This is a genomic window from Pseudomonas sp. SDO5522_S412 (genome assembly GCF_054071215.1).
In genome coordinates this window covers 1-24,948 of sequence record NZ_JBSVWQ010000011.1, presented here as the reverse complement: position 1 = coordinate 24,948, position 24,948 = coordinate 1, and the positions used below count along the sequence as shown (strand labels likewise).

The 24,948-nt window shown below is 62.2% G+C and carries 26 protein-coding genes; 12 read left to right on the top strand and 14 right to left on the bottom strand.

The window, feature by feature from the left end:
* Positions 1-11 precede the first annotated feature (11 nt).
* Genes ACW9I6_RS04775 through ACW9I6_RS04750 form a run of 6 tightly spaced genes read left to right on the top strand, consistent with a single transcriptional unit; the run spans position 12 to position 5,439 of the window.
* Entirely contained in the window at positions 12-857 is an 846-nt protein-coding gene (locus ACW9I6_RS04775; protein ID WP_457338948.1) for a fumarylacetoacetate hydrolase family protein, read from the top strand.
* A 20-nt stretch (positions 858-877) separates the two neighbouring features.
* The gene (locus ACW9I6_RS04770; RefSeq protein ID WP_008432761.1) at positions 878-2,155 is read left to right on the top strand and encodes an L-fuconate dehydratase; all 1,278 of its coding nucleotides are present in this window, start codon (positions 878-880) and stop codon (positions 2,153-2,155) included.
* A 37-nt stretch (positions 2,156-2,192) separates the two neighbouring features.
* On the top strand, positions 2,193-3,053 hold the full coding sequence (locus ACW9I6_RS04765) for an amidohydrolase family protein (RefSeq protein WP_023658957.1): 861 nt from the start codon (positions 2,193-2,195) through the stop codon (positions 3,051-3,053).
* On the top strand, positions 3,050-3,823 hold the full coding sequence (locus ACW9I6_RS04760; protein WP_003219518.1) for an L-fucose dehydrogenase: 774 nt from the start codon (positions 3,050-3,052) through the stop codon (positions 3,821-3,823). Before ACW9I6_RS04765 ends, ACW9I6_RS04760 begins: the two co-directional genes overlap by 4 nt.
* Positions 3,820-4,167 carry an L-rhamnose mutarotase gene (locus ACW9I6_RS04755; protein ID WP_177041749.1) on the top strand — a complete coding sequence of 116 codons (348 nt, stop codon included), beginning with the start codon at positions 3,820-3,822 and terminating at the stop codon, positions 4,165-4,167. The genes ACW9I6_RS04760 and ACW9I6_RS04755 overlap by 4 nt, the downstream gene beginning before the upstream one ends.
* 51 nt (positions 4,168-4,218) lie before the next feature.
* Positions 4,219-5,439 (top strand): sugar MFS transporter, encoded by a 1,221-nt coding sequence (locus tag ACW9I6_RS04750; protein ID WP_003219513.1) that lies wholly within the window; start codon positions 4,219-4,221, stop codon positions 5,437-5,439.
* Here the strand turns inward: ACW9I6_RS04750 and ACW9I6_RS04745 are convergent.
* Entirely contained in the window at positions 5,381-6,202 is an 822-nt protein-coding gene (locus ACW9I6_RS04745; RefSeq protein ID WP_457338947.1) for an AraC family transcriptional regulator, read from the bottom strand. The two genes, ACW9I6_RS04750 and ACW9I6_RS04745, sit on opposite strands and share 59 nt — an antisense overlap.
* Positions 6,203-6,294: 92 nt before the next feature.
* On the opposite strand from ACW9I6_RS04745, the gene ACW9I6_RS04740 reads away from it, so the two are divergent.
* Both ACW9I6_RS04740 and ACW9I6_RS04735 read left to right on the top strand, forming a co-directional pair.
* Positions 6,295-6,540, top strand: a complete 246-nt coding sequence (locus ACW9I6_RS04740) for a hypothetical protein (RefSeq protein WP_102369456.1) — start codon at positions 6,295-6,297, stop codon at positions 6,538-6,540.
* A 278-nt stretch (positions 6,541-6,818) separates the two neighbouring features.
* A complete protein-coding gene (locus tag ACW9I6_RS04735) occupies positions 6,819-7,970 on the top strand; it encodes an MFS transporter (protein WP_087693074.1) in 1,152 nt (383 codons plus the stop codon).
* Positions 7,971-8,016: 46 nt separating this feature from the next.
* Here ACW9I6_RS04735 and ACW9I6_RS04730 read toward each other — a convergent pair whose 3' ends face one another.
* The 6 genes from ACW9I6_RS04730 to ACW9I6_RS04705 all read right to left on the bottom strand — a co-directional run bounded on the left by ACW9I6_RS04730 (position 8,017) and on the right by ACW9I6_RS04705 (position 14,761).
* Positions 8,017-8,631 (bottom strand): hypothetical protein, encoded by a 615-nt coding sequence (locus ACW9I6_RS04730; RefSeq protein WP_008432744.1) that lies wholly within the window; start codon positions 8,629-8,631, stop codon positions 8,017-8,019.
* Between the two features lie 497 nt (positions 8,632-9,128).
* Positions 9,129-9,473: a hypothetical protein gene (locus ACW9I6_RS04725; protein ID WP_023658960.1), complete on the bottom strand. Its 345-nt coding sequence runs from the start codon at positions 9,471-9,473 to the stop codon at positions 9,129-9,131.
* Between the two features lie 84 nt (positions 9,474-9,557).
* Positions 9,558-10,529, bottom strand: coding sequence for a type III secretion protein (locus tag ACW9I6_RS04720; protein WP_219405858.1), 972 nt, complete (start codon positions 10,527-10,529; stop codon positions 9,558-9,560).
* A gap of 222 nt (positions 10,530-10,751) precedes the next feature.
* Complete coding sequence (locus ACW9I6_RS04715; RefSeq protein WP_177009178.1) at positions 10,752-13,157, bottom strand: TonB-dependent siderophore receptor; 2,406 nt, start codon at positions 13,155-13,157, stop codon at positions 10,752-10,754.
* A 96-nt stretch (positions 13,158-13,253) separates the two neighbouring features.
* Positions 13,254-14,228: a FecR family protein gene (locus ACW9I6_RS04710; protein ID WP_457338953.1), complete on the bottom strand. Its 975-nt coding sequence runs from the start codon at positions 14,226-14,228 to the stop codon at positions 13,254-13,256.
* 32 nt (positions 14,229-14,260) lie between these two features.
* On the bottom strand, positions 14,261-14,761 hold the full coding sequence (locus ACW9I6_RS04705) for a sigma-70 family RNA polymerase sigma factor (RefSeq protein ID WP_087693078.1): 501 nt from the start codon (positions 14,759-14,761) through the stop codon (positions 14,261-14,263).
* Between the two features lie 147 nt (positions 14,762-14,908).
* Here ACW9I6_RS04705 and ACW9I6_RS04700 point away from each other — a divergent pair, with 147 nt between their 5' ends.
* Positions 14,909-15,466, top strand: coding sequence for a GNAT family N-acetyltransferase (locus tag ACW9I6_RS04700; protein WP_177041748.1), 558 nt, complete (start codon positions 14,909-14,911; stop codon positions 15,464-15,466).
* Here ACW9I6_RS04700 and ACW9I6_RS04695 read toward each other — a convergent pair.
* Complete coding sequence (locus ACW9I6_RS04695; RefSeq protein ID WP_457338946.1) at positions 15,444-16,328, bottom strand: EamA family transporter; 885 nt, start codon at positions 16,326-16,328, stop codon at positions 15,444-15,446. The genes ACW9I6_RS04700 and ACW9I6_RS04695 overlap by 23 nt on opposite strands.
* 115 nt (positions 16,329-16,443) lie before the next feature.
* Between ACW9I6_RS04695 and ACW9I6_RS04690 the strand changes: the two genes are divergently transcribed.
* The 3 genes from ACW9I6_RS04690 (at position 16,444) to ACW9I6_RS04680 (ending at position 18,894) form a co-directional block, all read left to right on the top strand.
* A complete protein-coding gene (locus ACW9I6_RS04690) occupies positions 16,444-17,223 on the top strand; it encodes an AraC family transcriptional regulator (RefSeq protein ID WP_177050828.1) in 780 nt (259 codons plus the stop codon).
* Positions 17,224-17,388: 165 nt separating this feature from the next.
* A complete protein-coding gene (locus tag ACW9I6_RS04685) occupies positions 17,389-18,360 on the top strand; it encodes a GlxA family transcriptional regulator (RefSeq protein ID WP_008432734.1) in 972 nt (323 codons plus the stop codon).
* Positions 18,361-18,432: 72 nt separating this feature from the next.
* Complete coding sequence (locus ACW9I6_RS04680; protein WP_008432732.1) at positions 18,433-18,894, top strand: DUF4440 domain-containing protein; 462 nt, start codon at positions 18,433-18,435, stop codon at positions 18,892-18,894.
* 124 nt (positions 18,895-19,018) lie between these two features.
* Here the strand turns inward: ACW9I6_RS04680 and ACW9I6_RS04675 are convergent, their stop codons facing one another.
* From ACW9I6_RS04675 to fmdA, 6 genes are read right to left on the bottom strand one after another with little or no spacing between them, the layout of a single operon-like run.
* Positions 19,019-20,374 (bottom strand): MATE family efflux transporter, encoded by a 1,356-nt coding sequence (locus tag ACW9I6_RS04675; protein WP_003218590.1) that lies wholly within the window; start codon positions 20,372-20,374, stop codon positions 19,019-19,021.
* A gap of 21 nt (positions 20,375-20,395) precedes the next feature.
* Positions 20,396-20,959, bottom strand: coding sequence for a DUF2239 family protein (locus ACW9I6_RS04670; protein ID WP_457338945.1), 564 nt, complete (start codon positions 20,957-20,959; stop codon positions 20,396-20,398).
* A gap of 50 nt (positions 20,960-21,009) precedes the next feature.
* Entirely contained in the window at positions 21,010-21,966 is a 957-nt protein-coding gene (locus ACW9I6_RS04665) for an AAA family ATPase (RefSeq protein ID WP_457338944.1), read from the bottom strand.
* Positions 21,967-21,969: 3 nt separating this feature from the next.
* Positions 21,970-23,013: an aliphatic amidase gene (locus ACW9I6_RS04660; protein WP_003218599.1), complete on the bottom strand. Its 1,044-nt coding sequence runs from the start codon at positions 23,011-23,013 to the stop codon at positions 21,970-21,972.
* Between the two features lie 15 nt (positions 23,014-23,028).
* Complete coding sequence (locus ACW9I6_RS04655) at positions 23,029-23,376, bottom strand: FmdB family zinc ribbon protein (RefSeq protein ID WP_008432727.1); 348 nt, start codon at positions 23,374-23,376, stop codon at positions 23,029-23,031.
* Between the two features lie 2 nt (positions 23,377-23,378).
* A complete protein-coding gene (fmdA, locus tag ACW9I6_RS04650; RefSeq protein ID WP_003218608.1) occupies positions 23,379-24,608 on the bottom strand; it encodes a formamidase in 1,230 nt (409 codons plus the stop codon).
* Positions 24,609-24,948: the final 340 nt, after the last annotated feature.

Sequence of the window (24,948 nt, the reverse complement as noted above, 5' to 3'; positions counted from 1 at the left end):
GAGGATTGCTCATGAAATTGCTGCGCTATGGTGAAAAAGGTCAGGAACGCCCGGCCCTGCTGGACGCTGATGGTCGTCTGCGTGACCTGTCCGCCCACATCAGTGATATCGCCGGTGACGCCCTGCTCCCGCACAACCTCGCTCGCCTGCAAGAACTCGACCCCGCGAGCCTGCCCCTGGTACCGGGCAATCCGCGTTTGGGCGCCTGTGTCGGCCAGGTAAGAAAATTCATCTGCATCGGCCTGAACTACGCCGATCACGCTGCCGAAACCGGCGCCCCCATCCCTGACGAACCGATCATCTTCAACAAGTGGACCAGCGCCATCGTCGGCCCCAACGACACCATCGAAATCCCCCGCCACTCCACCAAGACCGACTGGGAAGTGGAGTTGGGCGTGGTGATCGGCCAGGGTGGCCGCTACATCGAGGAAAGCCAGGCCATGCAGCACGTGGCCGGCTACTGCGTGATCAACGATGTCTCCGAGCGCGAGTTCCAGCTGGAACGCGGCGGCACCTGGGACAAGGGCAAGGGCTGCGACACCTTCGGCCCGCTCGGCCCCTGGCTGGTCAGCCGCGATGAGATCGCCGACCCGCACCAACTGTCGATCTGGCTGGAAGTCGACGGCCACCGCTACCAGAACGGCAACACCCGCACGATGATTTTCCAGATCCCCAAACTGATCAGCTACCTCAGCCAGTTCATGAGCCTGCAACCGGGGGATGTGATTTCCACCGGCACCCCGCCCGGTGTCGGCCTGGGGATCAAGCCCACGCCGGTCTACCTCAAGCCCGGGCAAAAAATCCGCCTGGGTATCGAAGGCCTCGGCGAACAGAACCAGACCACGGTCGACGCCTGACAAGAGACTAGGAGCCGCTCATGACTACCATTACCGCGATTCGCGTCGAAGATATCCGCTTTCCTACGTCCCAGTCCCTGGACGGTTCCGACGCCATGAACCCGGACCCGGACTACTCGGCCGCCTATGTGATTTTGCAGACCGACAACCCGGCCCTTGAAGGCCATGGCCTGACCTTCACCATCGGCCGTGGCAACGAGATTTGCTGCGCGGCGATCCAGGCCATGCAGCCGCTGCTGGTGGGCTTGACCCTGGAATGGATCGCCGAAGACATGGGCCGCTTCTGGCGGCATGTCACCAGTGACAGCCAGTTGCGCTGGATCGGCCCGGACAAGGGCGCAATCCACCTGGCCACCGGCGCGATCGTCAATGCCGCGTGGGACTTGTGGGCCAAGGCCGAAGGAAAACCCCTGTGGCGCCTGGTCGCCGACATGAGCCCGGAACAGCTGGTGCGCTGCATCGATTTCCGCTACATCACCGACTGCATCACCTCCAGCGAAGCCCTGGCCTTGCTGCGCCAACGCGCCGAAGGCAAGGCTGAACGCCTGGCCGACCTGCAAGCCAACGGCTACCCCTGCTACACCACCTCCGCCGGCTGGCTCGGTTACGGCGACGAAAAGCTGCGCAGGCTGTGCCAGGAAGCGGTAGATGCCGGCTTCAACCACGTCAAGCTCAAGGTCGGCCACGACTTGCAGGATGACCTGCGGCGCGTACGCATCGCCCGCGAAGTATTGGGCCCGGACCGCCAATTGATGATTGACGCCAACCAGGTGTGGGAAGTCGACACCGCCATCGATTGGGTGCGCGAATTGGCGTTTGCCAAGCCGTGGTTCATCGAGGAACCCACCAGCCCCGACGATATCGAAGGCCATCGCAAGATTCGCCTGGGCGTGGCGCCGGTCAAGGTCGCCACCGGCGAGATGTGCCAGAACCGGATCATCTTCAAGCAATTGATCATGCGCGAAGCCATCGACGTGGTGCAGATTGACGCCTGCCGCCTGGGTGGGGTGAACGAGGTGCTGGCGGTGATGCTGATGGCGGCCAAATATGGCCTGCCCGTGTGCCCGCATGCCGGCGGTGTCGGGCTTTGCGAGTACGTGCAGCACCTGTCGATGATCGACTACCTGTGCATCGCCGGCACCCACGAAGGCCGGGTGATCGAGTATGTCGACCACTTGCACGAGCATTTCGAGGAACCTTGCGTGGTGCGCGGTGCGGCCTATCTGCCGCCGAAGGCGCCGGGCTTTTCGATCCAGATGAAAGCCGCGTCCCGGGAGCAATACCGCCACCGGCCGTGAGCTGAACCGCAACTTGAATGGACGGAGCACAATAACAATGTCGTCCCCATCACCTTTGAGGCTCGATGCGCACCAGCATTTCTGGCGCTACCGGGCCGCTGATTATCCGTGGATCGGTACGGCTGAGGCTGACCTGCGGCGGGACTTTCTCCCACAGGACTTGCGGCCGTTGCTCGACGCTGCCGACCTGGATGGCTGCATTGCCGTGCAAGCCCGCGCCGGTGAGCAGGAAACCGACGCGCTGCTGGAAATGGCGCGGCAGCACCCATGGATACTCGGCGTCGTCGGCTGGGTCGACCTGTGCGACCCACGCCTGGAACAGCACCTGGAACAGTGGCGCGACGCACCGGGACTCAAGGGCTTTCGGCATCAGATTCAGGATGAGCCTACGCCTGCCAGCTTTATGGCCGACGCCAGGTTCTCCCGTGGCCTGCAGCACCTGCAGCAACAAGGCTACGTCTACGAGGTGCTGATCCGCTGCGCCGACCTCGACGCCGCGACAGCCCTGTGCCAGCGCCACGACCGGCATCATCTGGTGCTGGACCACCTGGGCAAACCGGACATCGCCAACGGCCCCGTCGGTTGGGCCGAACACCTGGCGCCACTGGCCGCCCTGCCCCATGTCAGTTGCAAGCTGTCGGGCCTGCTCACCGAAGCCGGGCCCGAGCAACGCAACGCCCGAGCCCTGCGCCCCTACATCGAACTGGCGCTGGAATTGTTCGGCGCCGAGCGCCTGATGTTCGGCTCGGACTGGCCGGTGTGCCTGCTGGCCGGGGAATACCAGGGCACCTGCCAATTGCTGCAACAAACCCTCGGCCCACTGTCGCCCGATGAACAGCAGGCCATCTGGGGCGGCACGGCCCAGCGGGTCTATCACCTTGAAGGAAACTGCCCATGAATCTGCATTTGCAGGACCGCGTGATCATCGTCACCGGCGGCGGCTCGGGGATTGGCGCCGCCATTTCCCTGGGATTGATTGCCGAAGGCGCAATCCCGGTAATTTTCGGCCATCAACCGTTGTCGCCGGCCTTCGCGGCCGAGCTTGAGCAGCACGGTCAAAGCCACTTCATCCGTGTCGAGTTGCGCGATGAGGACGCCTGCCGCGCAGCCGTCAACGAAGTGTTGCGACGTTTCGGACGCATCGACGGCCTGGTGAACAACGCCGGGGTCAACGACGGCGTGGGCCTGGATGCGGGCCGTGCAGCGTTCGTCGAATCCCTGGAAAAGAACCTGATTCATTACTACTTGATGACCCACTTGTGCCTCGATGCCCTCAAGGCCAGCCGCGGGGCAATCGTGAATATCAGCTCCAAGACGGCCCTCACCGGCCAGGGCGGTACCAGCGGTTATACCGCCGCAAAAGGTGCGCAGCTGTCACTGACCCGGGAATGGGCCGCCTCCTTGCTGGAGTTCGGCATCCGGGTCAATGCCGTGGTGCCCGCCGAGGTGCTGACGCCGCTGTATCAACGCTGGATCGACGGCTTCGACAACCCCGAGGCCAAGCTCGCCGCCATCGTCGAAAAAATCCCCTTGGGCAAACGGATGACCACTCCCGAGGAAATTGCCGACAGCGTGCTGTTCCTGCTCTCACCCCGCGCCTCCCACACCACCGGACAGTGGCTGGTGGTGGATGGAGGCTACACCCACCTCGACCGGGCGCTGACATGAGCGGCCAACGTTACTGCCTGGCGCTGGACCTGATCGACGATGCGGCATTGATCGCCGAGTACCAGCAGCTGCATCGACGCATCTGGCCTGCCGTGGCAGAGCATCTGCGCAGCCAGCAAATCCTGGAAATGCAGATCTGGCGCCTGGGCACGCGGCTGTTCATGGTCATGGACACCGCGGCCGGGTTCAGCTTCGAAGGGCTGGACCACGCTGCACGCGCCAACCCCGACGTGCAAGCCTGGGAAACCCTGATGTGGCGCTTCCAGGCCCCCACGCCGTGGACTGACCCCGGCGGCAAATGGCAGCCCCTGGAGCAGATTTTCCGCCTTACCGACCAACCCTGATACCCGCTGCATCGCACGCCTTGATCCCATAAAAACAACAGGAGAAGCGTCATGTTAAGCAAAGATACACACCTGCCAGGCACCCGTGCCGTGCCGACCTATCGCTGGGCGCTGATGCTGGTGACCAGTCTGTTTTTCCTCTGGGGCTTGTCCTACGGTTTGCTCGACGTACTGAACAAGCACTTCCAGGAAGTCCTGCACGTCAGCAAGGCCCAGTCCGGGCTGTTGCAAAGCGCCTATTTCGGCGCGTACTTCCTGATCGCCTTGCCGGCCGGGTTGTTGATGGACCGCCACGGCTACAAGGCCGGGATCCTGCTGGGCCTGTGCCTGTATGCGGCGGGCGCGCTGCTGTTCATGCCGGCGGCCGCGGCGGCGAGCTTTCCGTTTTTCCTGTTCGCGCTGTTTGTCATCGCCTGCGGCCTGGGCTGCCTGGAGACCGCTGCCAACCCCTATGCCACCGTGCTGGGCGAACCACAGGGCGCCGAGCGGCGGTTGAACCTGGCGCAATCATTCAATGGCCTTGGCCAGTTCTTCGGCCCGCTGATTGGCGGCGCGATGTTCTTCAGCGCCGGCAGCACACCGGCCTCGGACATGAGTTCGTTGCAGACCACCTACGTGGTGATCGCGGTTCTGGTACTGCTGGTGGCGCTGCTGATCGCCCGCACGCCGCTGCCGGATTTGCGCGCACAGGAACAGGCACTGCAACCGACGGCCGGCAAGGGTCTGTGGCAGCACCGGGAGTTCGTCGGTGGGGTGATCACGCAGTTTTTCTATGTGGCGGCCCAGGTCGGAGTCGGCGCATTTTTCATCAACTACGTCACCGAGCATTGGGCACAGATGGGCAATCAGCAAGCCGCCTACCTGCTGTCGATCGCAATGCTGGCCTTCATGTTCGGGCGCTTTTTCAGTACCTGGCTGATGGGCCGGGTCAGCGCGCAGAAGCTGCTGCTGATTTATGCGCTGATCAATATCGCGTTGTGCGGCCTGGTGGTGATCGGCCTGGAAGGTATCTCGGTGATCGCGCTGATCGCGGTGTTCTTCTTCATGTCGATCATGTTCCCGACGCTGTTCGCCATGGGCGTGAAGAACCTCGGGCCGCACACCAAGCGCGGCAGTTCGTTCATGATCATGGCGATCGTCGGCGGCGCCCTGATGCCCTACTTGATGGGCAAGGTGGCGGACAACAGCACAGTGGCGCTGGCTTACCTGTTGCCTATGGGGTGTTTCGTGATTGTGGCGGTGTATGCCCGTAGTCGCTTGCGCCATCCGTGAAGTACCGCCCCGGCGTCGTCCCGAACGTACGCCGGAACATCGCAATAAAGGCACTGACGTTTTCATAACCCAGGTCCAGCGCAACCCGGGTCACGGGTGCATGCGCCGCCAGCAACTCCAGGGCGCGCAACAACCGTGCGCGCTGGCGCCACTGGCTGAAGGTGAACCCGGTCTCGGCAACAAACCGCCGGGCCAGGGTACGCGGCGAGACACCGGCCCACTGCGCCCAGTGTTCCAGCAGGCGGTTGTCGTCGGGACTGTCGGCCAGCGCCTGGGCGATGCGCAACAGGCGCGGGTCCCGGGGCAGCGGCAAGCCGAATGGCTCCTGGGGCAACCCGGCGATTTCATCAAGGATCACCTGGGCGATCCGTGACTGAGGCGGCTCGAGCAGCAACTGGCTCCAGGTTGCCGCGCGCCTGACGGCTTCCAGCAACAAGGCCGACGTGGCGATAACGCACGTCTGTCGGGGCAGCCCTGCGCACGCCTGGGGTTCGACATACACGCTCCAGCCATCAAACGGCCCGTGGGAACGCAAGGCGTGGGAACAATCGGGGGCAATCCACACCGCGTGGGTGGCCGGTACTACCCAATGCTGGTGCGCCGCCTGCACCGACAACAACCCGCGCTGGGCTCCGAGCAATTGCCCGCGGGCATGCTGATGAAGGGCCGTGGTGCGTGCTACCGGACTGCTGCGCAACGTCGCCACCAGCAACGGACCGCCGATCGCATTGGCGAGCTGGGCTGAAACGAGTGTTGACGGCATATGGCAGCTTTACCGTATTGAATGACCTGGATAAGGCAGTGTAGCCATTTGCGCACGCCCAGACTGCGGATTCATTCATTGAGGGCTCCGCCATGCGTGCAGAAGACGTGCTTCCCGACCATCTCGACCAAGGCCAATTCAATGGCGTGACCGTGCGCAAAGGCACGGTGGGCGCATTCCTCGCCAACGCCAGAACCTGGTGCGATCCGGCCACCCCGGACGAGCAGCGCTTGCTGGCCGAACAGGACATCCTGCAAGCCCTCCCCGCCCTGCAGGCCCTGGGCTTGTTTGAAGTGTTGCAGGTGCGGGATGCGAAACTGGCGCGGCTGCTGAAGTGAGAGGATCGGCCTGGAAGGTGGTAATCCGTCGCTGGAAGCCCGGGGTTCACCAGTTCTCGCGGGGATTACGCACCTTCCAGGCCACCTCGCACCTCAAGTGGTTACTTGTCCTACGAACTGATAGTGGTTGGAAAGGCCCGTCGCGTTCCATGATCCTGGAAAAAATGTTTGGCCCTGTGTTCAGGCATGCCAAGGGAACCCGGCTCGCTCGATACGGCCTGATGTGCAAGGATGTTGCGCTGCACATCGTTCGTTGAACGCAAAACCAAGGATTTTTCATGACCGCCATCAGCACCCCAGCGCCCGTGGTACCCGGGCGGCTGGAACAAATGTCGACCCGCATCGCGTTTTTCATCGCCGGCTTCGGCATCGCCGCCTGGGCACCACTGGTGCCTTATGCCAAGGCCCGCGCCCAACTCAATGAGGGCACCCTCGGCCTTTTGCTGTTGTGCCTGGGGGTGGGCTCGATGATCGCGATGCCGGTCGCCGGGGCCCTGGCGTCGCGCTACGGTATCCGGCGAGTGGCCACCGGCGGCACCCTCCTGATCTGCCTGGGCCTGCCGATGCTGGCCACCGTCACCTCGATTCCCTTGCTGATGGCCGCGCTGTTTGTGTTTGGTGCCGGCCTGGGCACGGTGGACTCAACGGTCAACCTGCAAGCGGTGATGGTCGAACGAGCCAGCGGCAAGACCATGATGTCGGGCTTCCACGGGCTGTTCAGCCTGGGCGGGATCGTCGGGGCGGCAGGTGTCAGCGGGCTGCTGGGGTTGGGCTGGTCGCCGTTGCAGGCCACCCTCGCCGTGATCGTCGTCATCGTAGTGGCCTTGCTCAAGGCCGGGCCACACCTGCTGCCTTACGGCAGTGAAAGCTCCGGGCCGGCCTTTGCCGTGCCCCACGGCGTGGTGCTGTTTATCGGCTGCCTGTGCTGCATCGTGTTTCTTGCCGAAGGCGCCGTGCTGGACTGGAGCGCGGTGTTCCTGAGTGCCGAACGCGGCCTTGACGAGGCCTATGCGGGCCTTGGCTACGCAGCCTTTGCCTTGACCATGACGGTCGGGCGCCTTACCGGCGACAGGATAGTTCGCCGCCTGGGCGCAACCCGGGTGATTGTATTCGGCGGCGCGCTCGCCGCCGGCGGCATGCTGTTGGCGACGCTATTCCCTGCGTGGGAAACTGCCCTGCTGGGGTATGCATTGGTCGGTGCCGGGTGTTCGAACATCGTACCGGTGCTGTACACCGCCGTCGGCAAGCAGACCGTCATGCCGGAACACATTGCCGTGCCCGCCATCACCACCCTGGGCTACACCGGCATTCTCGCCGGCCCTGCGGTGATCGGCTTCATCGCCCATGGCAGCAGCTTGAGCACTGCCTTTGTGCTGATTGCCGTACTGCTGATCGGTGTGGCGATCAGCGGGAAAATACTGCGGGTCTGACCACCCAGCCCCATCACGCCTCGTATATTGAGGCGTCAACCCGGGATCATTTGGCTTTCTGGAGTTCCAGCCAGCGATCAAGGGTTTTGTTGCTGAGCCAGCCCGCCTGGTGATGGCTGCCGAAAATTCGCCGACCGCTGTCGGCGGTGTTTTCCAGCGACCGCAACAAGCCCGGCCGGTCCACAAGGTTTTTCGCCATATACACCTGCTGTTCGTCGTATTTCTTCTTCGGTAGCCCCGTGGCCGGGTCCAGTACAACTTGGCCATGGCTGTCGAGCTCATCCGGGTCTTTGCTCATCATCGCCAGCACCTCGATGTTGACGTAGCAGATCTGCTCGAAAAACCCCATGCGGTCCCGCGACCGGTCCCGTAACTCGGTGAACATTTCCTTGAACAGACGGACGAGATCGGCATTGTTTTTTGTGTGGAAAGGGTCCGGGCTGAAGGCACTGGGATCGCTGTTGCCGAACACGACGTTCTCGGCCTGTGCCAGGCTTTCGCGGGTGATGTAGCCGTCCTGGTCGAGGATCGCATCGATCAGGCGCGGACGCTGGATGATCGCCTTGGCAAGCAGGATAGCGCTGTCGGCCTCTCGGCTGGCACCGAGCTTTTTACTGGCGATTCGTTGCAGTGAAGACAGCTTCAGTCCGTCAGTTCTCATGGAGTTTTTTCAGCATGGCAAATTGGGCGTTCGCCGCGCTCACCAAATCGCTGTCCGGCAAACGAATGTAGGGATTGGGCCCGCGGAGGCGGCTGGCCACTTCGTTCTGAAGCCCCAGGTGTTGCAGCAGACTCCTGCAGTGACTCTCCCCCCGCAAAGGAGGCCGATAGCCTGATGAGCGGACAGGCGCCCCGCCGGATTGATGGCTGTGCTTTCGCGCAGCCTCACCGGGTTCACTTGAAGCGGCGTGAATTGCCCGTGTACCGCCGTCCAGTGCCGGGGCAATACAGGGTGTAGCACCGAGGTGCTGGCAGACCGACCCGCCGTTGATTGTCATGATTCATCTCCACCATTTTCCGGTTCCACATTGACCTGGTCATCATCCCGGCAATCGCCGTATCGCTCAGGTGAAAACAGGCCAAAGGTGTGTGGTGTGCCGGTGGCAATGGTTCCGAGATAGAGCAGCGTTCCAATGACAACATGTAAAAACCGAAGAATCAGTCGGCTTTTCGAGACCCTGGCGAGGTCGGTTTTGTCTCCTGCCAAAGGTCTTTGATCGCTGCGACCATAGCGCCCATCACCGCGCGCAACGGGCGTAACCCAGGCGCGTGGGAGGCAGGCAACTGCCCGTGCGGCAACATGCCTTTGATGAAGTCGTCAGCCGCCGGCGCCTGGAACGTGTGCTGCCCGGTGAAGTTCTTCACTCGCCGGGCTTCGGCGCCCTCTTCGCACCGTTTGCCCGGTGCGGCAACGGGGGGCGGTTGCAGGGTATCGCTGCCCGTCGGCGCAAGACAGGCTGGCTGATAGCCAGGATTGTGCGATCCACACGAAGGTGTAGCCATGTCTGAGCCCTGGCTGAGAGTTTGAAAGCAGCGGATTGATCAAGGCGGGTCATCACGCCGCGAGAGGGTCGCGGCGTGATCGAGCTAAAACAGGTTCAGAGAGAGGTGGCGCAGGGCGGCTCTGCCGATCTTGCCGTCATACCGGTCAAGAGAGTCCATCAGCGTTAACAGGCTTGAGCGCTGAGTGACTTCCTTGGCCAACTCGATGAGCCGCTGTTGCTTTGGGTCGCTCGACGACGATGCGGCCAATTTTTTCAAATCTTTGATACTGATGGAGCGGCTCCAGATACCCTTCAGGGCGTCGAAGTCCTTCAACATCTGTTCGGCGAGCTGTTTGTCGGTCTTGTACTTCAAGGCGTTGCCGGAGTCGAGCACGGCGTTGAGGTCCCGCCGGGAGATTCGACCATCCAGATCACCGGTCCTGCCGGCTCGGTCAAAGGCTTGTATTACGTCTGGGCGTCGCAGCAGTTCCCGGGCCAACAGAATGTTCTCATTACGGTCCTGGTCGTTGGTCAACCGTCTGCCCGCCATCTCCTCCAGGCTTTGTTTTGTGATGAAGGGCTGGCCCGGCACCGTGAACGCATCAAATTTTTTCTTGAGGAGGTTCCCCAGTTGATCGGGGGTTTGCCTCGAATAGTGTGGGTCCGGGCGACCGTATCCCGGGTCAGGCTTGCAGGGGGTCGGACGGCAGTGTCCGGGAAGAGGCCTGAGTGGAATGGAAGGGTCAGGACGACCATAACCGGGGTGAGGCCGGAACGGATTGAACAGCTTGTGCAGAAAGTCCTGAAGCTGTCCGATCAGCCCGCCCAGGAACGAGTTTGCATAGGACGCCCGGAATGAGTTGTTGGCGGCACCATGGGGATCCATCGTGCTCTGCGTCGTCGTCCAATTCGAATATCCCGGGCCGATCCCATTCTGTGGCACGTTGAAGCTGATGTGGATCGACCCCTGCCCGGAGCGTGAGCGTGACTGCGTCGATGTGGCGGCATCAGTATGCGGCTGCGCGGCGTTATCAGAGGGGTTGGCAACAGTTGAGTTGGATAAGGTTACCGACATAGGCATCTCCAGTTCGGCGTATTGACACGATTCACTCCCGGCTCAAAGACACCTCGGCGATACAAGGTATCCCATGGAAAGTGGGCACCTCCTTGTGTGGTAGACCTGTCGGATTCAGTTCCTGCGGACGCAGAAAATCGTTAGAAAAAGAGTAGGAAGAAGGGCTATGGCGAGGGGGCTTGCGCCCCCTCGTCACTGTCGATACCTGGGATCAGGCACGCATCAGAAGCCGACGCTGGCCTGCACGAAGAACGTGCGCGGTTCACCCAGGTAGATCCCGGAGTTGTTGTCGCTGGAGCGGGTGTAGTGTTCCTGGTTGAACACGTTTTTTACCCCGACGCCCAGCTTCAGGTTCGACAGTTGCGCACCGAAGTCATAACCGCTGCGCACGTTGACCGAGACGTAGCCGGGAATATCCCCGTACTGGCCATCAGCAGTCGGCTGGGTGATGTAGGTGGTACCGGTGCCCGGCGCACGCTGGCCGGACTGGGCATAGACGTCCAGGTTGTGGGTCCAGTGGTTGATGTCGTAACGCAGCCCCAGGGTGGCCACTTCACGGGAGTACAGCGGCAAGTCGCGGCCCTTGAAGGCAACGTCGCCTTCGGAGGTGGCCCTGGTGTAGGTGAAGCCGGCGTTGGCGGTCAGGCCGTCTAGGCGCGGGTCGAGGTTCGACAGGTCGTAATGGGCCGACGCTTCGATGCCCTCGTGCTTGGTAGCGCCGAGGTTGGTCCAGCCCACATCGTTGCTGACGTATTGCAACTCGTCCGAGAAGTCGATGTAGAACAACGTCACTTCGCCGCCCCAGACGCTGTCGTTGTAGCGGGTACCGATTTCGTAGGTCTTGGCTTTTTCCGGGTTAAGGCCGTTCGCGGTCTGGTCGCCGTTACCGCCCTGGCCCAGCTGGAAGTATTGCAGGCTGCCGAAGGAGGTTTCGTAGTTGGCGAACAGCTTCCAGGCATCGGAGACGTGGTACATCACGCTCAGGGCCGGCAGCGGTTCGTTGTTGTGGATCTCGCGGCGCTTCTCCTGAACCGTGGCGCCATTGAGGCCTACCACCGGACGGTCGTGCCATTCGGTGCGAATCTGCTCAAAGCGAATGCCCGGGGTGACGGTCCATTTGCCGATATCAATCTTGTTGTCGATATAGAACGAGTTGGCCTCGGTGCCACCGGTACGGTCCTGGTACACGTGGCCGTCACTCTGGCCCACGGGCGTCGGCACGTTGTTGACCAGCGCCAGGCTGGTGGCCTGCTCGTGCATGCCTTCCTTGAGGTAGCGATAACCGACGCTGACTTCCTGGGTGCTCGGCCCCAGGTCAAATACATGGGACACACGCGGCTCGATGCCGAAGGTGTAGTAGGTGCGCGGGTAGGAACCCAGGGTCTTCAGGTCGCGGTTGGCGATGTTGCTGCCGCGGAAACTGTCGGAATAGTAGGTCAGCACTTCAGCCTGGGTGCGGTCGTCGATCTGCCGGATGTACTTGAAGGACATATCCTTGCGCCGGCCATTGAAGTTGTCCCAGTCACGTACCGATTGATACGGGTTGGCGTCGTACTGCTTCTGGGTCAGGCCGCCGGGCATGTCGGCGCTGGCGTCGTAGTAGTGGAAATTCAGCGAGAAATCGTCTTGATCGGTCGGCGCCCAGTGGGTCTTGAAGATCACGTCGTCGATGTCGTTGGAGTTATTGCGGTCGCGGTAACCATCGCCCTTGGTCCCGGAATACAGCAACGCAGCACCGATACCGTTGTCGGCGGTGCCGCCGATGAAGGCGTTTTCAATGTGTTTCCAGCCGCCGTGGGCCGCGGTTTCCAGGGTGGTGCCGACTTCGCCGGAGAATTTTTCCGGGATGGCCCGGGTGACGAAGTTGATCACGCCGCCGACGTTCTGTGGTCCATAACGTACGGAGCCTGCGCCACGCACCACGTCGATGCTGTCGAGGTTGCCGGAGGAAATCGGCGCCATCGACAACTGCGGCTGGCCGTAGGGTGCAAACGCTGCCGGTACGCCGTCGATCAATACCGTGGAGCGTGGCGACAGACGCGAGGTCAGGCCGCGTACCCCGACGTTGAGGGAAATATCACTGCCACCGGTGCCGTTGGCCTCCTGTACCTGCACCCCGGGAATGCGCCGCAGCACGTCACCGACGTTCATCGCGCCCTGCTCCACCATGGCTTCACGGCGCACCACGGTGCGCGCCCCCGGGTGGTTCTGCACCACTTGGGCATTCGCGTCGCCGAGCCAGTCGCCAACCACCTTGATGTCGGTGGCACCCAACTCCAGCGGCGAACCGGCTTCGCCGGTGCCCTTGCCCAGCGGGCGCAGGGTCACGGAGCCCGCATCGATCTGGTAATCCAGGCCGCTGCCCTGCAGCAACTGGCGCAGCGCTTGTTCGGGCGACAGGTTGCCGTCGACGGCCGGGGCTTGTTTGCCGGCCACCATGTCGGGGCTGAAGAACACTTGCAGCGACGTCTGCTGACCCAATTGGCTCAAGGCCGAACCCAGGGACTGGGCCTGGATATGAATGCCATCGTCAGCATAGGCCGCCGGCAGTGCGGCGCTGACGGCCAGCGCCAGGGCGAGGGGTGCCCAGCGGGATGATTTATTGTTTTTCATGGCGAGTTTTTTCACGTCGAACGTAGTCCTGTGATCGCAAGAGAGTGCGGCTGTTAATGCAAACCAGTTGCAGTTGCACAAGAAGACGAAGAACTCGAAAAAAACCTGAATCTATCGCGAAATTATTTCCTGGCTACCGTCCGGCAAGGTGCGCAAGGCCACCGGAAGAATGTGCGGCAAGGCCTTGAGCAAGGCGTCGGTGTCGGTGGATTTGAACACGCTGGTCAAGCGCAGGTTGCTCACCGCGGGCGCGCTGACCCGCAAAGGTTGCTCGCGGTAACGTGAGACCTCTCGGGCCACTTCGCCGAGAGTGGCGTTGTTGAACACCAGTTTGCCGGTGCGCCAGGCCGTGAGCTCTTCAGGGTTGACGGCGTAGGAAGCCGCCACTTGGCCCCGGGTATCCACATGGGTGCCCCGACCGGCCGTGAGCATCACGATGTCATCGGATGAGCGCCCTTGCACTTTGACCGTACCGGCCTCGACCACCACGCGGGTCTGGTCGTCATCGCGGCGCACGTCGAAACGCGTACCGGTGACCGTCACCTGCCCTGCCCCGGCGTCCACCACGAAGGGCCGGCTGGTGTCGTGCTCGACGCTGAACATGGCCTCGCCCTGCTTGAGCTCGATGCCGCGCTGGCCTTTTACATAGTGCACGGCCACCACGCTGCGGCTGTTCAAGTCCATCAGCGAGCCGTCGGGCAACGCCACCTGCCGGCGCTCCCCCAGTGCGGTGCGGTACTCGGCGTTATACGTCGCTGGATGATCCAGGCCACTGAACAACCCCAGGCCCAGGGCCACCGCCAGCACACTTGCAGCCACTGCATAACGCAGCACGGGCCGGCGCTTCGCACGCGGCTGCGGGGCATCGCACAACGCCTGCAAGCGCGCCTTGGGCACCAGGTCGGTGGCACTCCACAAACCTTGCAGCACATCAAATTCGTACTGGTGCTCGGCATGCTCTGCACGCCAGGCATCAAAACGCTCGCGTTCTTCTGCGCTCAATGGGCTGTCCTGCACACGCACAAACCATTGCGCCGCCTCGTCGCGGGCCGTCGCACTGCCGCAGGCACACTCACGGGTATCCATCATGGAAGATCCTGTTTCAAAGCGGGCATTGGTCATGGTGCCATCGCATCCAGGCGGTCACGTAGATGCCGCAGGGTGCGGATCATATACTTTTCCACCATGTTTTTAGACAGGCCCAGGCGTTCGGCGATTTCCTGCTGGGTCAGGCCCTCGATTTTCTGCCAGATGAAAATCTTGCGGCAATTGAGCGGCAGCTCGGCCAGGGCTCGCTCGATGGAATCCGCCAGCTGGATCGCGTGCATGAAATGCTCCGGGTCGCCACTGTGGGGCGAACTCTGATCAAAGGCTTCCAGGGCCATCGCCTCCCGCCGGTCCTCGCGGCGATAGGCGTCAACGGCGATATTGCGCGCCGTTTGATGCAGATAGGCGCGAGGTTGCTCAACCTTGGTGGCGTTGGACTCAAGCACCCGCACAAAAGTGTCGTGGGCCAGGTCTTCGGCCTGCTGACGGTTTCTCAGGCGGCGCGTCCAGGTCCCGATCAACTCTTCGTAGTGCTCGAAAAAGCCTGTTCTGCGGGGCGGCTGAGGAGTCATCAAGGAAGCACTGGGGAGGCTGGACGTGAATAGTAATGCTTCCTATTAAGCAGGGCAATTGCTTGCCGTCGTCCTCTTTCCTTGACCCTTGTACAACCCGCCCAATCCCGGCAGCATTCGCCCGTGACTTTCACGGACGAGCACCTTATGACCCTGCCCTTTTTCGCCCCCTTTCTCCTCACCACCGAGCGCCTGGGCCTGCGCCCTCCCCATCAGGATGATTGGCGCGCGCTGTTTGCCATCTGGTCCGATCCCGAAGCCATGCGCTACTTTTCCTTTCCCACCATGACCCGCGCCGAGCAGGCCGTTGAACGCTTCGGCCAACTGATGGAAGCCTCGATTGCCGGTGAAGACCTGGTGTGCATGGTGGAGTTGCTGACCACCGGCGAGGTGATCGGCAGTTGCGACCTGTTCAATGTCGACGAGCAATGCCGCCGCGCTGAAATCGGCTTTACCCTGGGCCGCCAGCATTGGGGCAAGGGCTACATGAGCGAAGCCGCCCGCGCGGTGATCGACCATGGGTTCAACACCGCCGGGCTGCGCCGCCTTGAAGCCGACATTGACCCACGCAACCTGGGCTCCGCGAAGCTGCTTGAGCGCCTGGGTTTCGTCCGCGAAGGCTTGCTGCGCGAGCGCTGGGTGGTCGGCGACGAGATCTCGGACAGCGCGCTGTATGGCCTGCTCAAGCGTGACCGTCCTGCCTGACCCACAACGGGCGCCCCTTCTTCAGGCCGACGATCAGGGCCAAGAGGATCAAGCCCATGGCCTGCCACTGCGAAACCCCGGGGCGCTCACCCAGGATCAGCATTGAGCTGACGATGCCGAACACCGGGATCAGCAGTGACAGGGGCGCCACCCGGGAAACCGGGTACTCGCGCAACAGCAGGTTCCAGCCCCAGTAACAAAAGTGCGTCGCGCCATACACCTGAAACGCCAGCGAGAACAACGCCACGCCGTTCAGTTGAGCAGGCAAAGCGATAAAGGCTTGCGAGCCATCCAGCAGCCACGTCAACAGCACCAGCGGCAACGGCGCAAACAGGCTGGCCCAGACCACGAAGGCAAAGATCTCCCGCACCCCGGAGACCTTGATGATGATATTGCCGATGCTCCAGGCCAACGCGCTGAACAGCACCAAGGCAAACCCCAGCATCGTGGCCGTGCCCTGCACACTCAACAGCATGCCCACCAGGCCCATGGCCGCCAGCGCCACGCTGATCAATTGCGGCACGGACAGGCCTTCACGAAACAGCAGCACGCCCCAGCCCATGGTGAAAAATGCGCTGAACTGGATCAGCAACGACGCGCTGCCGGGCGGCACGCCCATGGCGATCCCGAGGTTGATCAAGGCCCACATCGCCACGCCGAATATCAAGCCATAGGCCGCCAGCCACTTCACCGCGACCTGGGGCCGGCGCACCAGAAACACCCAGGGCAACGCCGCCAGGGTGAACCGCAGGGCCGTCAGCAACAGCGGGTTGATCTCGGCCAGGCCGAGTTTGGTAATGGGGAAATTGAGTCCCCACACAGCCGTCACCAGGACGGCCAGTAACAGGTGTTTTTGCTTCATCGTGACGGGTCCATTGACTCGGTGGCACGACAGGAGGCCGTGCATCAGATAGATTTTTTCGTAAACCGCGATGGCCCGCCTGCGATTGTGGGCCAACAAAGGCTAGAATCAGGCCATGCCCGATATTCATCCCTACGAAAACACCCCGCGCGACGTGGTCGTGACCGCCATCGACTATGCCGACGGCGAGCTGTTCCCCGCCCACGCGCACCCGCGAGGCCAGTTGGCCTATGCCAGCCAGGGTGTCATTACCGTCTACAGTGCCATCGGTAACTGGGTGGTGCCGCCCCGCCGCGCGATCTGGGTGCCGCCGCATGTGTCCCACGCCATGCTGATGCGCGGGCCGGTGACGATGCTCAACACCTACATTCGCCCGCAGGCGGCGCGGCGGCTGGAGTTGCCGCAACAGTGCCAGGTGCTGGATGTGTCGCCGCTGCTTGGGCAGTTGCTGGAGAAGGCCGTCGAGGTACCTGCGCGTTACGCGATGGGTGGCCGCGACAGCTATTTGATGGGCTTGCTGCTGCACGAGATCGCCCGGATGCCGGTGCTGCCGCTGTGTGCGCCGTTGCCGGCCGAGCCTCGATTGGCGAAGGCCTGCGAAGAGTTTCTGGCTGGGCCTTCGTTGGAGGTCAGCATTGATGCCATGGCCTTCGGCGCGGGGATGAGCCGCCGGACGTTTACCCGGCAGTTTCGTCAAGCCACGGGTATCAGTTACCTGCAGTGGCGCCAGCAAGCCTGCCTGCTGGCGGGGATTGTGCGGCTGGGCAATGGGGAACCGGTGACCAGGGTGGCGCTGGATTTGGGGTATAGCAGCCCGAGTGCGTTTGCGACGGTGTTCAAGCGTGTGTTGGGTGAGGTGCCGAGTCGTTATTTCAGCAACGAGTTGCGACGCTGATTGAGACCGGTGGGGGGATTTGTGGATGGATTGGTCCGGGGTATTTACCCGTTGCTGCGGTAACGGCGTCAATGACTTTACCGACGCGGTACTACGGGAAAAAATCCGCTTCAGGTAATCTGTCTGTCACCTTGATTGACAGATCAGACGGTTTTGGAGCGCCTCATGCAACGCATTGGTTTCATCACCTTTTCCGGTTTCGGCGTCATGAGTTTCTCTGCACTGTCAGTTTTCGAGAGTGCCAATAATGCATTGGGTAAAACCCATTACGACGTACGTCTGATCTCGGAGCACGGCGGGCCGGTACGCAGTTCACTCGGCGTGGTGGTGCAGACTGAAGCCTTCGGCAAGACTGCATTCGACACGGTGATCATCGGTGGCGGCAATGACCGCGAATTCACGCCCGGCTTGCTGGATTACCTGCGTCAGGCTGCCAGAAATAGCCGACGCCTGGCCGCCACCTGCTCCGGAACCTTCTTCCTGGCCCAAGCCGGTTTGCTTGACGGTATGCGAGCGACCACCCACTGGTTTTTCGCGGCAGAATTCCGCAAACGCTACCCCAAGGTGCGGCTGGAAGAGGAGCGTTTGTTTATCGTCGACGGTTCGCTATGGACAAGCGCCGGCATGACCGCTGGCATCGACCAAGCCCTGGCGATGGTCGAAGCCGATCTTGGCGCGACGGTAGCGCGGGCGGTATCGAAAACCTTCATCCTGCAAAACCGCCGTGCCGGGGGGCAGCCACAGTCCTCGGCACTGCTGGACATGGAACAGAAGACCGACCGTATCCAGACTGCCATAGCCTATGCGCGCAATAACCTGCATCGCAGCCTGAGCCTCGACGAACTGGCCGAAGCAGCCCATTTAAGCCTGCGCCAATTCAGCAGGGCGTTTCGAGCACAGACCGGCGTATCCCCAGCCAAAGCCATTGAAAAGCTGCGGATCGAAACAGCCTTGGTGCTGATCCAGGACGGCCGTCATCCTATCGAAGGCATTGCCCGCCAGACCGGCTTTGGCGACAGCGAACGCATGCGAAGGGCATTTATCCGCGAATTCGGCAAACCGCCGCAGGTGATGCGGCGCACGGCAAGAAGCCGGTCGGAAACGGCGGCATCGGGAATGTCCAGAAACGAGGGTTAAATGGCCTTTGCTTCGCCCTGCCCGAGCCTAGGCTAAACCTCAGGTCACTCAACCCGATTCCCGAGGAACTCCATGAAACCTTATGCCCTGGCCTTCGGCGCCTTGCTCAGCCTGCTTAGCGCCACCACAAGCTTCGCCGCAGCCAAAGAGGATGACGCTCGCGCCTTCTTCACCCGGTTTGTCGCCGCTCAAAACGCCCACGACCTCACCCAGATCAAGGCAATGCTCTGGGACTCGCCAAAAATGCTCTGGTACGCCCGAGGTGGCGAAAACTGGGGGCCGGATGCGGTGGTCAGCAAGCTCAAGGTGTACTACCAGGGCGCCTGGCAACTTAAGCCCGACATGAGCCACTTCAGCGTGGTGCTGGTGGCCGATAACGTTGCGCAACTGATGGTGCCGATCACCTTCACCCGTAGCCACGCCGGTGAAACACCTACCGACAGCACCTTCCTGATCAGCCAGACGCTGGTCATGGGCAAGGATGGCTGGCGTGTAGCGAGCATCATGCCGATCGCCGATACCAACTTCAAATAAGCCGATGTCCGAAAACGAGACCTTGGCGCAAACGCTTACGCGTCTTAGCGTTGCGTCATCAATCTGATAGTCCTGGATGGCCGGTACCTATATGACGAATAGGTACCCGCGCCACCCCACACACTCACACCAACCGCTTGATCTGCTTATGCCGCCAAACCAACCGGTAATACGCCGTCTGCAACCCCAACATCGCCAGATACGTCACCGGAAACGCCATCCACACCCCTTCCAGCCCAAACCGCGCATTCAGCAGATACGCCACCGGCAACTCCACCCCCAACACGCAAACGATCGAGATCCCCACCGGCACCAGCACCACCCCGCTGGCCCGCATGATCCCGCCCACCACGGCCTGGAAACCGAACACCAGGATGCTCCAGAGCATGATATGCAGCAGGTGCTCGGCCTTGACCCGCGCATCCACGTCGGTAATGAACAACCCCAACAGCCAGTGCGACAACACATACCCCAGCACTATCAACCCACCCGTCAGGCACAGGTTGATCAAAATCCCCGTACGCAGGATCGGCCCGATCCGCTCCAGGCGCCCCGCCCCGATCGCCTGCGCCCCCAGAATCGACGCCGTGATCGCAATCGACAACGCCGGAAACTGCACATAGTTGACGATCTGCGTCACCGCCCCATACGCCGCCGTCGCCTGGGAACCATGGCTGTTGACCAGCGCCAGAATCACCAGCTCCGACAACGACAGCACCACCATCTGCAACCCAGTGGGCAACCCGATACGCAGGACCTTGCCCAGGATCACCCGATCCAGCCGCAGCGCCGCCATCAACTGGCGATCCGGCGCCATCACGTGGTTTTTATGGCGCAGGCGCAGCACCAGGAACGTCATCGCCAGGGCATTCCCCACCAACCCCGCCACCACCGCGCTCTGGATACCCATCGGCGGCAGGCCCAGCCAGCCCTTGATCAGCGCAGGGGTCAGCACCAGGCCCACGGTGGTCGACACCATCAGCGCCAATAAGGGCGACACCGTGTCACTCACGCCCCGCAGCAGTTGGGTGAACAGGATGAACACCAGCAACAGCGGCATGATCAGCATCATCATCTGCGCATAACCCACCGCGTCATCCAGCACATCCACCGGTGTGCCCAGGGCCTGCATTGCCGGGCGCGCAAACACGCTGCCCAGCACCGCCGCGATCACCCCGATCAGGGCGCCGAGGGTCAGGGTGGCGCCGGTGATCGACTTGACCATCGAGGTTTCCTGCGCGCCCCACGCCTGGCCGATCAGCACCGAAGCGCCCGCCCCCAGGCCGATCACCAGGGCGATAAAGAAAAACACGATGGGGAACATCCCCGACACCGCCGCCAACGCCTGGGTGCCGAGCATCTGCCCGACATAGATCCCGTTCAGCGTGCCGGAAAAGCTCTGGAGGAAATTGGACAGCACCATGGGTGCCAGAAAGATCAGGTAGATCTGCCACAACGGTCGTTGCTGGGTGACTTCCATGAGGTTCGGATCTCAATGCAATTAGGCAGGGAAAGCGTTGCGTGACAACCAGGCCAGGTACAACTTCACATCCACCGGCCAGTGCGCGATCTTGTTGGAAAATTCCGCGCCGTCCTGGGCAAACAACGCCCGCGAGGCTTCTTCAAAACCTGGCAGGTCGCCGCCGATGGCGCTCATGAAACGATAGCTGGACTCCTTCGCCTGGCGCCGCTCATCGTGCTCGGCATGGGCGTTGCGCGCTTCGTCCACCAACCGGCGCAAGGCCGCCGAGGCGCCGCCGCGTTGTTGTCCGAGCCACTCCCAGTGCCTCGGCAGCAAGGTCACTTCACGGGCGACCACCCCCAGCTTCGGACGGCCTACAGCAGGTGACGCCGGCACGTCGGCCTCCGTCACCGCGACGGTCGGTTGCTGCGGTGCGTAACCGGCGGGCCAGGGATAGTCGACTTGAACGCCGCTGGCGTCATCAAACACCAGCAAGCTGCCCGTCGACAGGTCGAGGTTTTTCAGGTTTTTGGCGACGTCGGCATAAGAGCCGGCGGCCACGCGTTGGTGGCCAAGGAAAGCGGTGCAGTGTAATGCGCTCATGACTTTTACCCGGAATATATTGTTTTACCCGGGTTATATTAGCTTGGAATTTATTTGTTGCAAGCCGCTTGTTGCGAAACCACCAAACGATCACTGTCGACAGTCGCGCCCATGGGGCCCACACCCGGGTCGCGCAATACGCATTCGGCAATCGCCGGCTCCAGCTCCACCCGCAATCGGCGGCCCAAGGCGCGGGCGCCGAACCGTAAGTCATGGTCGCGGCACAGCCAGGCACGTGCCGATTCATCCAGCACCAATGATCGGTGCTGCGCCGCCAGGCGTTGATTGAGTTTGCCGAGTTCCACCTTGAGCAGCGCCTCAAGCCACTGATGGTCGATGGGCTCGAACATCAGGATACGATCGATGCGATTGAGAAATTCCGGCTCGAAGTGGCGGTGCAAGGCGTCCTCCAACACCCCCGCTTCACCGCGCCCCCACCAGCGCAACGGGGCAAAGCGTTGCCGGTGCCGACGCGCCTGCTGGGCGCCGATATTGCTGGTCATGAAGATCAGGCTGTTGCGAAAGTCCAGCGTACGAGTGCCGCCCGCCAGCGTCAGCTGGCCGTTTTCAAGGATGCCCAGCAGGCTGCGCACCACCTCCTGGCTGGCTTTCTCCAACTCGTCGAACAGCACGATACCAGGGCGGCTGTAGCTACCCTGGATCAGTTCGCTGTTGAACAGGCTGATGCCCTCCTTGCTGCCGACATAACCCGGCGGTGCACCGGTGAGTGCGGCGGCATAATGCTCCTGGGCCAGGGTGTGCATGTCGATACGGCAGAACCCGTCGGCACGCCCGTGCAACGCCTGGGCCAGCAGCCGGACGATTTCCGTCTTGCCGACCCCGGTAGGCCCCATGAACAGGTTGACGCTCAACGGCCGCTCACGCTCACCGATATCGGCCTTGACCACCTTGAGCAACCCTTCCATTTGGGCCAGGGCTGCGTCCTGGCCAACGATACGGCTGCGCAGCAAGGCCATGACCTGGGCCGGTTCAAAAGTAAACCGCATGCCTCAACCCGCCGTTTTTTCTTTACCGCCGTGGGGCAACTGCCCCACCGGGCATTCGGCGACACCGACGGTGCTGCGGGTGAAGGCCTCGACATTCTCTTGGGCCTTTTGCGCGTCCAGCACCCAGGTGCGATAGAACTCGAATGGGCAATCCGCCACGCCCTTGTCCCCATCGCCCGAGGCATGCATGCCGGTGTAGCCACGGTGCAGCAACTTGAACAGATGGTTCTGCGACTGGTCGTTGGCCCGCGCATCGCGGATCTGCGACACCGACAGCTGGGCGTACTGAATGCCCATCTCTTCCTCGCCGCACTCGCCCAGGGTACGGCCATCGAAGCCGATGATCGCCGAGTGCCCGAAGTACGAATACACCCCGTCGAACCCCGCCGCATTCGCCACCGCCACGTAGCAGTTATTGGCCCAGGCCATGCTCTTGGACATCTGCACCTGCTGCTCCTTGGCCGGGTACATATAGCCCTGGCAGCGCACGATCAGCTCGGCGCCTTTCATCGCACAGTCACGCCAGATCTCCGGGTAGTTGCCGTCGTCGCAGATGATCAGGCTGACCTTCATGCCCTTGGGCCCGTCGCACACGTAGGTGCGATCGCCCGGGTACCAGCCCTCGATCGGGCACCACGGAATGCATTTGCGGTAACGCTGGACGATCTCGCCGAGGTTATTGATCAGCACCAGCGTGTTGTACGGCGCCTTGTGCGGGTGCTCCTCGTGGCGTTCACCGGTCAGGGAAAACACGCCCCAGGTATTGGCCTGGCGACAGGCCGCGGAGAAAATCGCCGTCTCCTCGCCGGGAATACTCGCAGCGGTCGCCATCATCTCGTCGTGGTCGTACATGATCCCCATGGTGCTGTATTCGGGGAACACCACCAGGTCCATGCCGGGCAAACCCTGCTTCATGCCGACAATAATCTCGGCAATCTTCTTCGCGTTATCGATGACCTCGGCCTTGCTGTGCAGGCGCGGCATCTTGTAGTTCACGACAGCAACGCCGACCGTATCCGGGCTGCTGGAAATGTCGCCATGGCGCATTGCAAATCTCCTCGGTCAGTGACTGATCATCCAGGGCCGTGGCCCGGTCCTGGTCTTGAGCCCCAGCGGGTTGGCCTTGCTCGGCACCACCGGCTTGCTGGTGCCACAGCAACTGCAGCCCGCCGGGTGCTTGCGCGCTGCCTGATATTCGCCGACGGTTTGCGGCGCATGGGCGCTGCGCTCGTTACCGGCTATGGCCTTGCGCTGATTGGCCGACAGCGTGGTCAGCGCCGGCGCCGACAGCAGCAACTGCCCGCCCGGGCCGTCGCAATACGGGCATTGGCTGGGTTCGTGACGCTGGGCCATGGGCCGCAGCATCGTGAAGGTGCCGCAGGACTCACAGGCATATTCGTAGGTCGGCATGGCTACAGGTCCGGAGCGATGGGCAGGTCGATGCTGCCGTCGAGGAATTGGGTCGGGCCGCTGGCATTGGGGTTGATGTCGAACTCGAAGATTTCAGTCGGCAGCCACAACGTCGCGCAGGCGTTGGGGATGTCCACCACGCCGCTGATATGCCCCTGCACCGGCGCCGAGCCGAGCAACGCATAACCCTGGGCCGGTGAGTAGCCGAACTTGGTCAGGTAGTTGATCGCATTCAGGCAGGCCTGGCGGTAAGCGACATTGACGTCCAGGTAATGCTGCTGGCCCTGTTCGTCGACGGAGATGCCTTCGAAGATCAGGTAGTTCTTGTAGTTCGGGGTGATCGGGCTTGGCTTGAACACCGGGTTCTTGATCCCGTATTTGGCCATGCCGCCCTTGATCAGCTCGACCTTCATGTGCACCCAGCCGGCCATTTCGATGGCGCCGCAAAAGGTGATTTCGCCGTCGCCCTGGCTGAAGTGCAAGTCGCCCACCGACAGGCCGGCGCCGTTGACGTACACCGGGAAATAGATCTTCGAGCCGCGGGACAAATCCTTGATATCGCAGTTGCCGCCATGCTCACGGGGCGGCACGGTGCGGGCACCGGTGGCGGCGGCATCATCACGGGCCGAGCCCTTGAGTTTGCCCATGTGCGCGGTGGCGGCCAGCGGGGCGTTGGCCAGGGGTGGGACGCGGGTCGGGTTGGTGTCGATCAGCTCCTGCTCGCGACGATTCCAGTCGGCGAGCATCACCGGGTCGGGCAGGCAGCCGATCAGGCCGGGGTGGATCAGGCCCGCAAAATTGACGCCCGGGATGTGCCGGGAGCTGGTGAACATGCCCTTGAAATCCCAGATGGCTTTTTGCGCGCTGGGGAAGTGATCGGTGAGAAAGCCGCCGCCGTTCTGGCGCGAGAAGAAGCCGTTGAAGCCCCACTGGGAGTCGGCCTTGGCGCCGATGTCGAGCAGGTCGACCACCAGCAAGTCGCCAGGTTCGGCGCCGTGTACGCCCACCGGACCGGAGAGGTAATGCACGGTGGAGAGGTCGACGTCGCGCACGTCGCTGGCGTCGTCGTTGTTCTTGATGGCGCCGGCGGTCCAGTCGTAGGTTTCGAGGATGAAGTCATCGCCGGGTTTGACCCAGCAAGCCATCGGGATGTCCGGGTGCCAACGGTTGTGGATCTGTTCGTTTTCGGTGACGGGTTGGTTGAGGTCGACTTTGATCAGGGTGTCGGTCATCGAGGTGCTCCCGGAGGGTGGGTTGGCTGTCGGGAGCAGTCTCACGGGGATGGGGTTGGGCGGGGAATACGTTGGATGACGTATGCGTCTTTGGGGTTGGGGGGCATATCCGTTTTTTGGGTGATGGCTGATATCGGTTCCGCTCTTACAGCGGCTCACTTTTGAAAAGCGCAAAAGTAAGCAAAACGCTCTTGCCCCACCACTCGGCACCTCGCTTAGGCTCGGTGTGCCCTCACTCCGGCTTTGGACCGTGGGCCGCCGTCATGGGCCATCCTTGGCCCAGGACGGCTAACCCGGCGTCCTGCCGGGTTACCCACGCTCCAAAGCCTGCGTTCGGCCA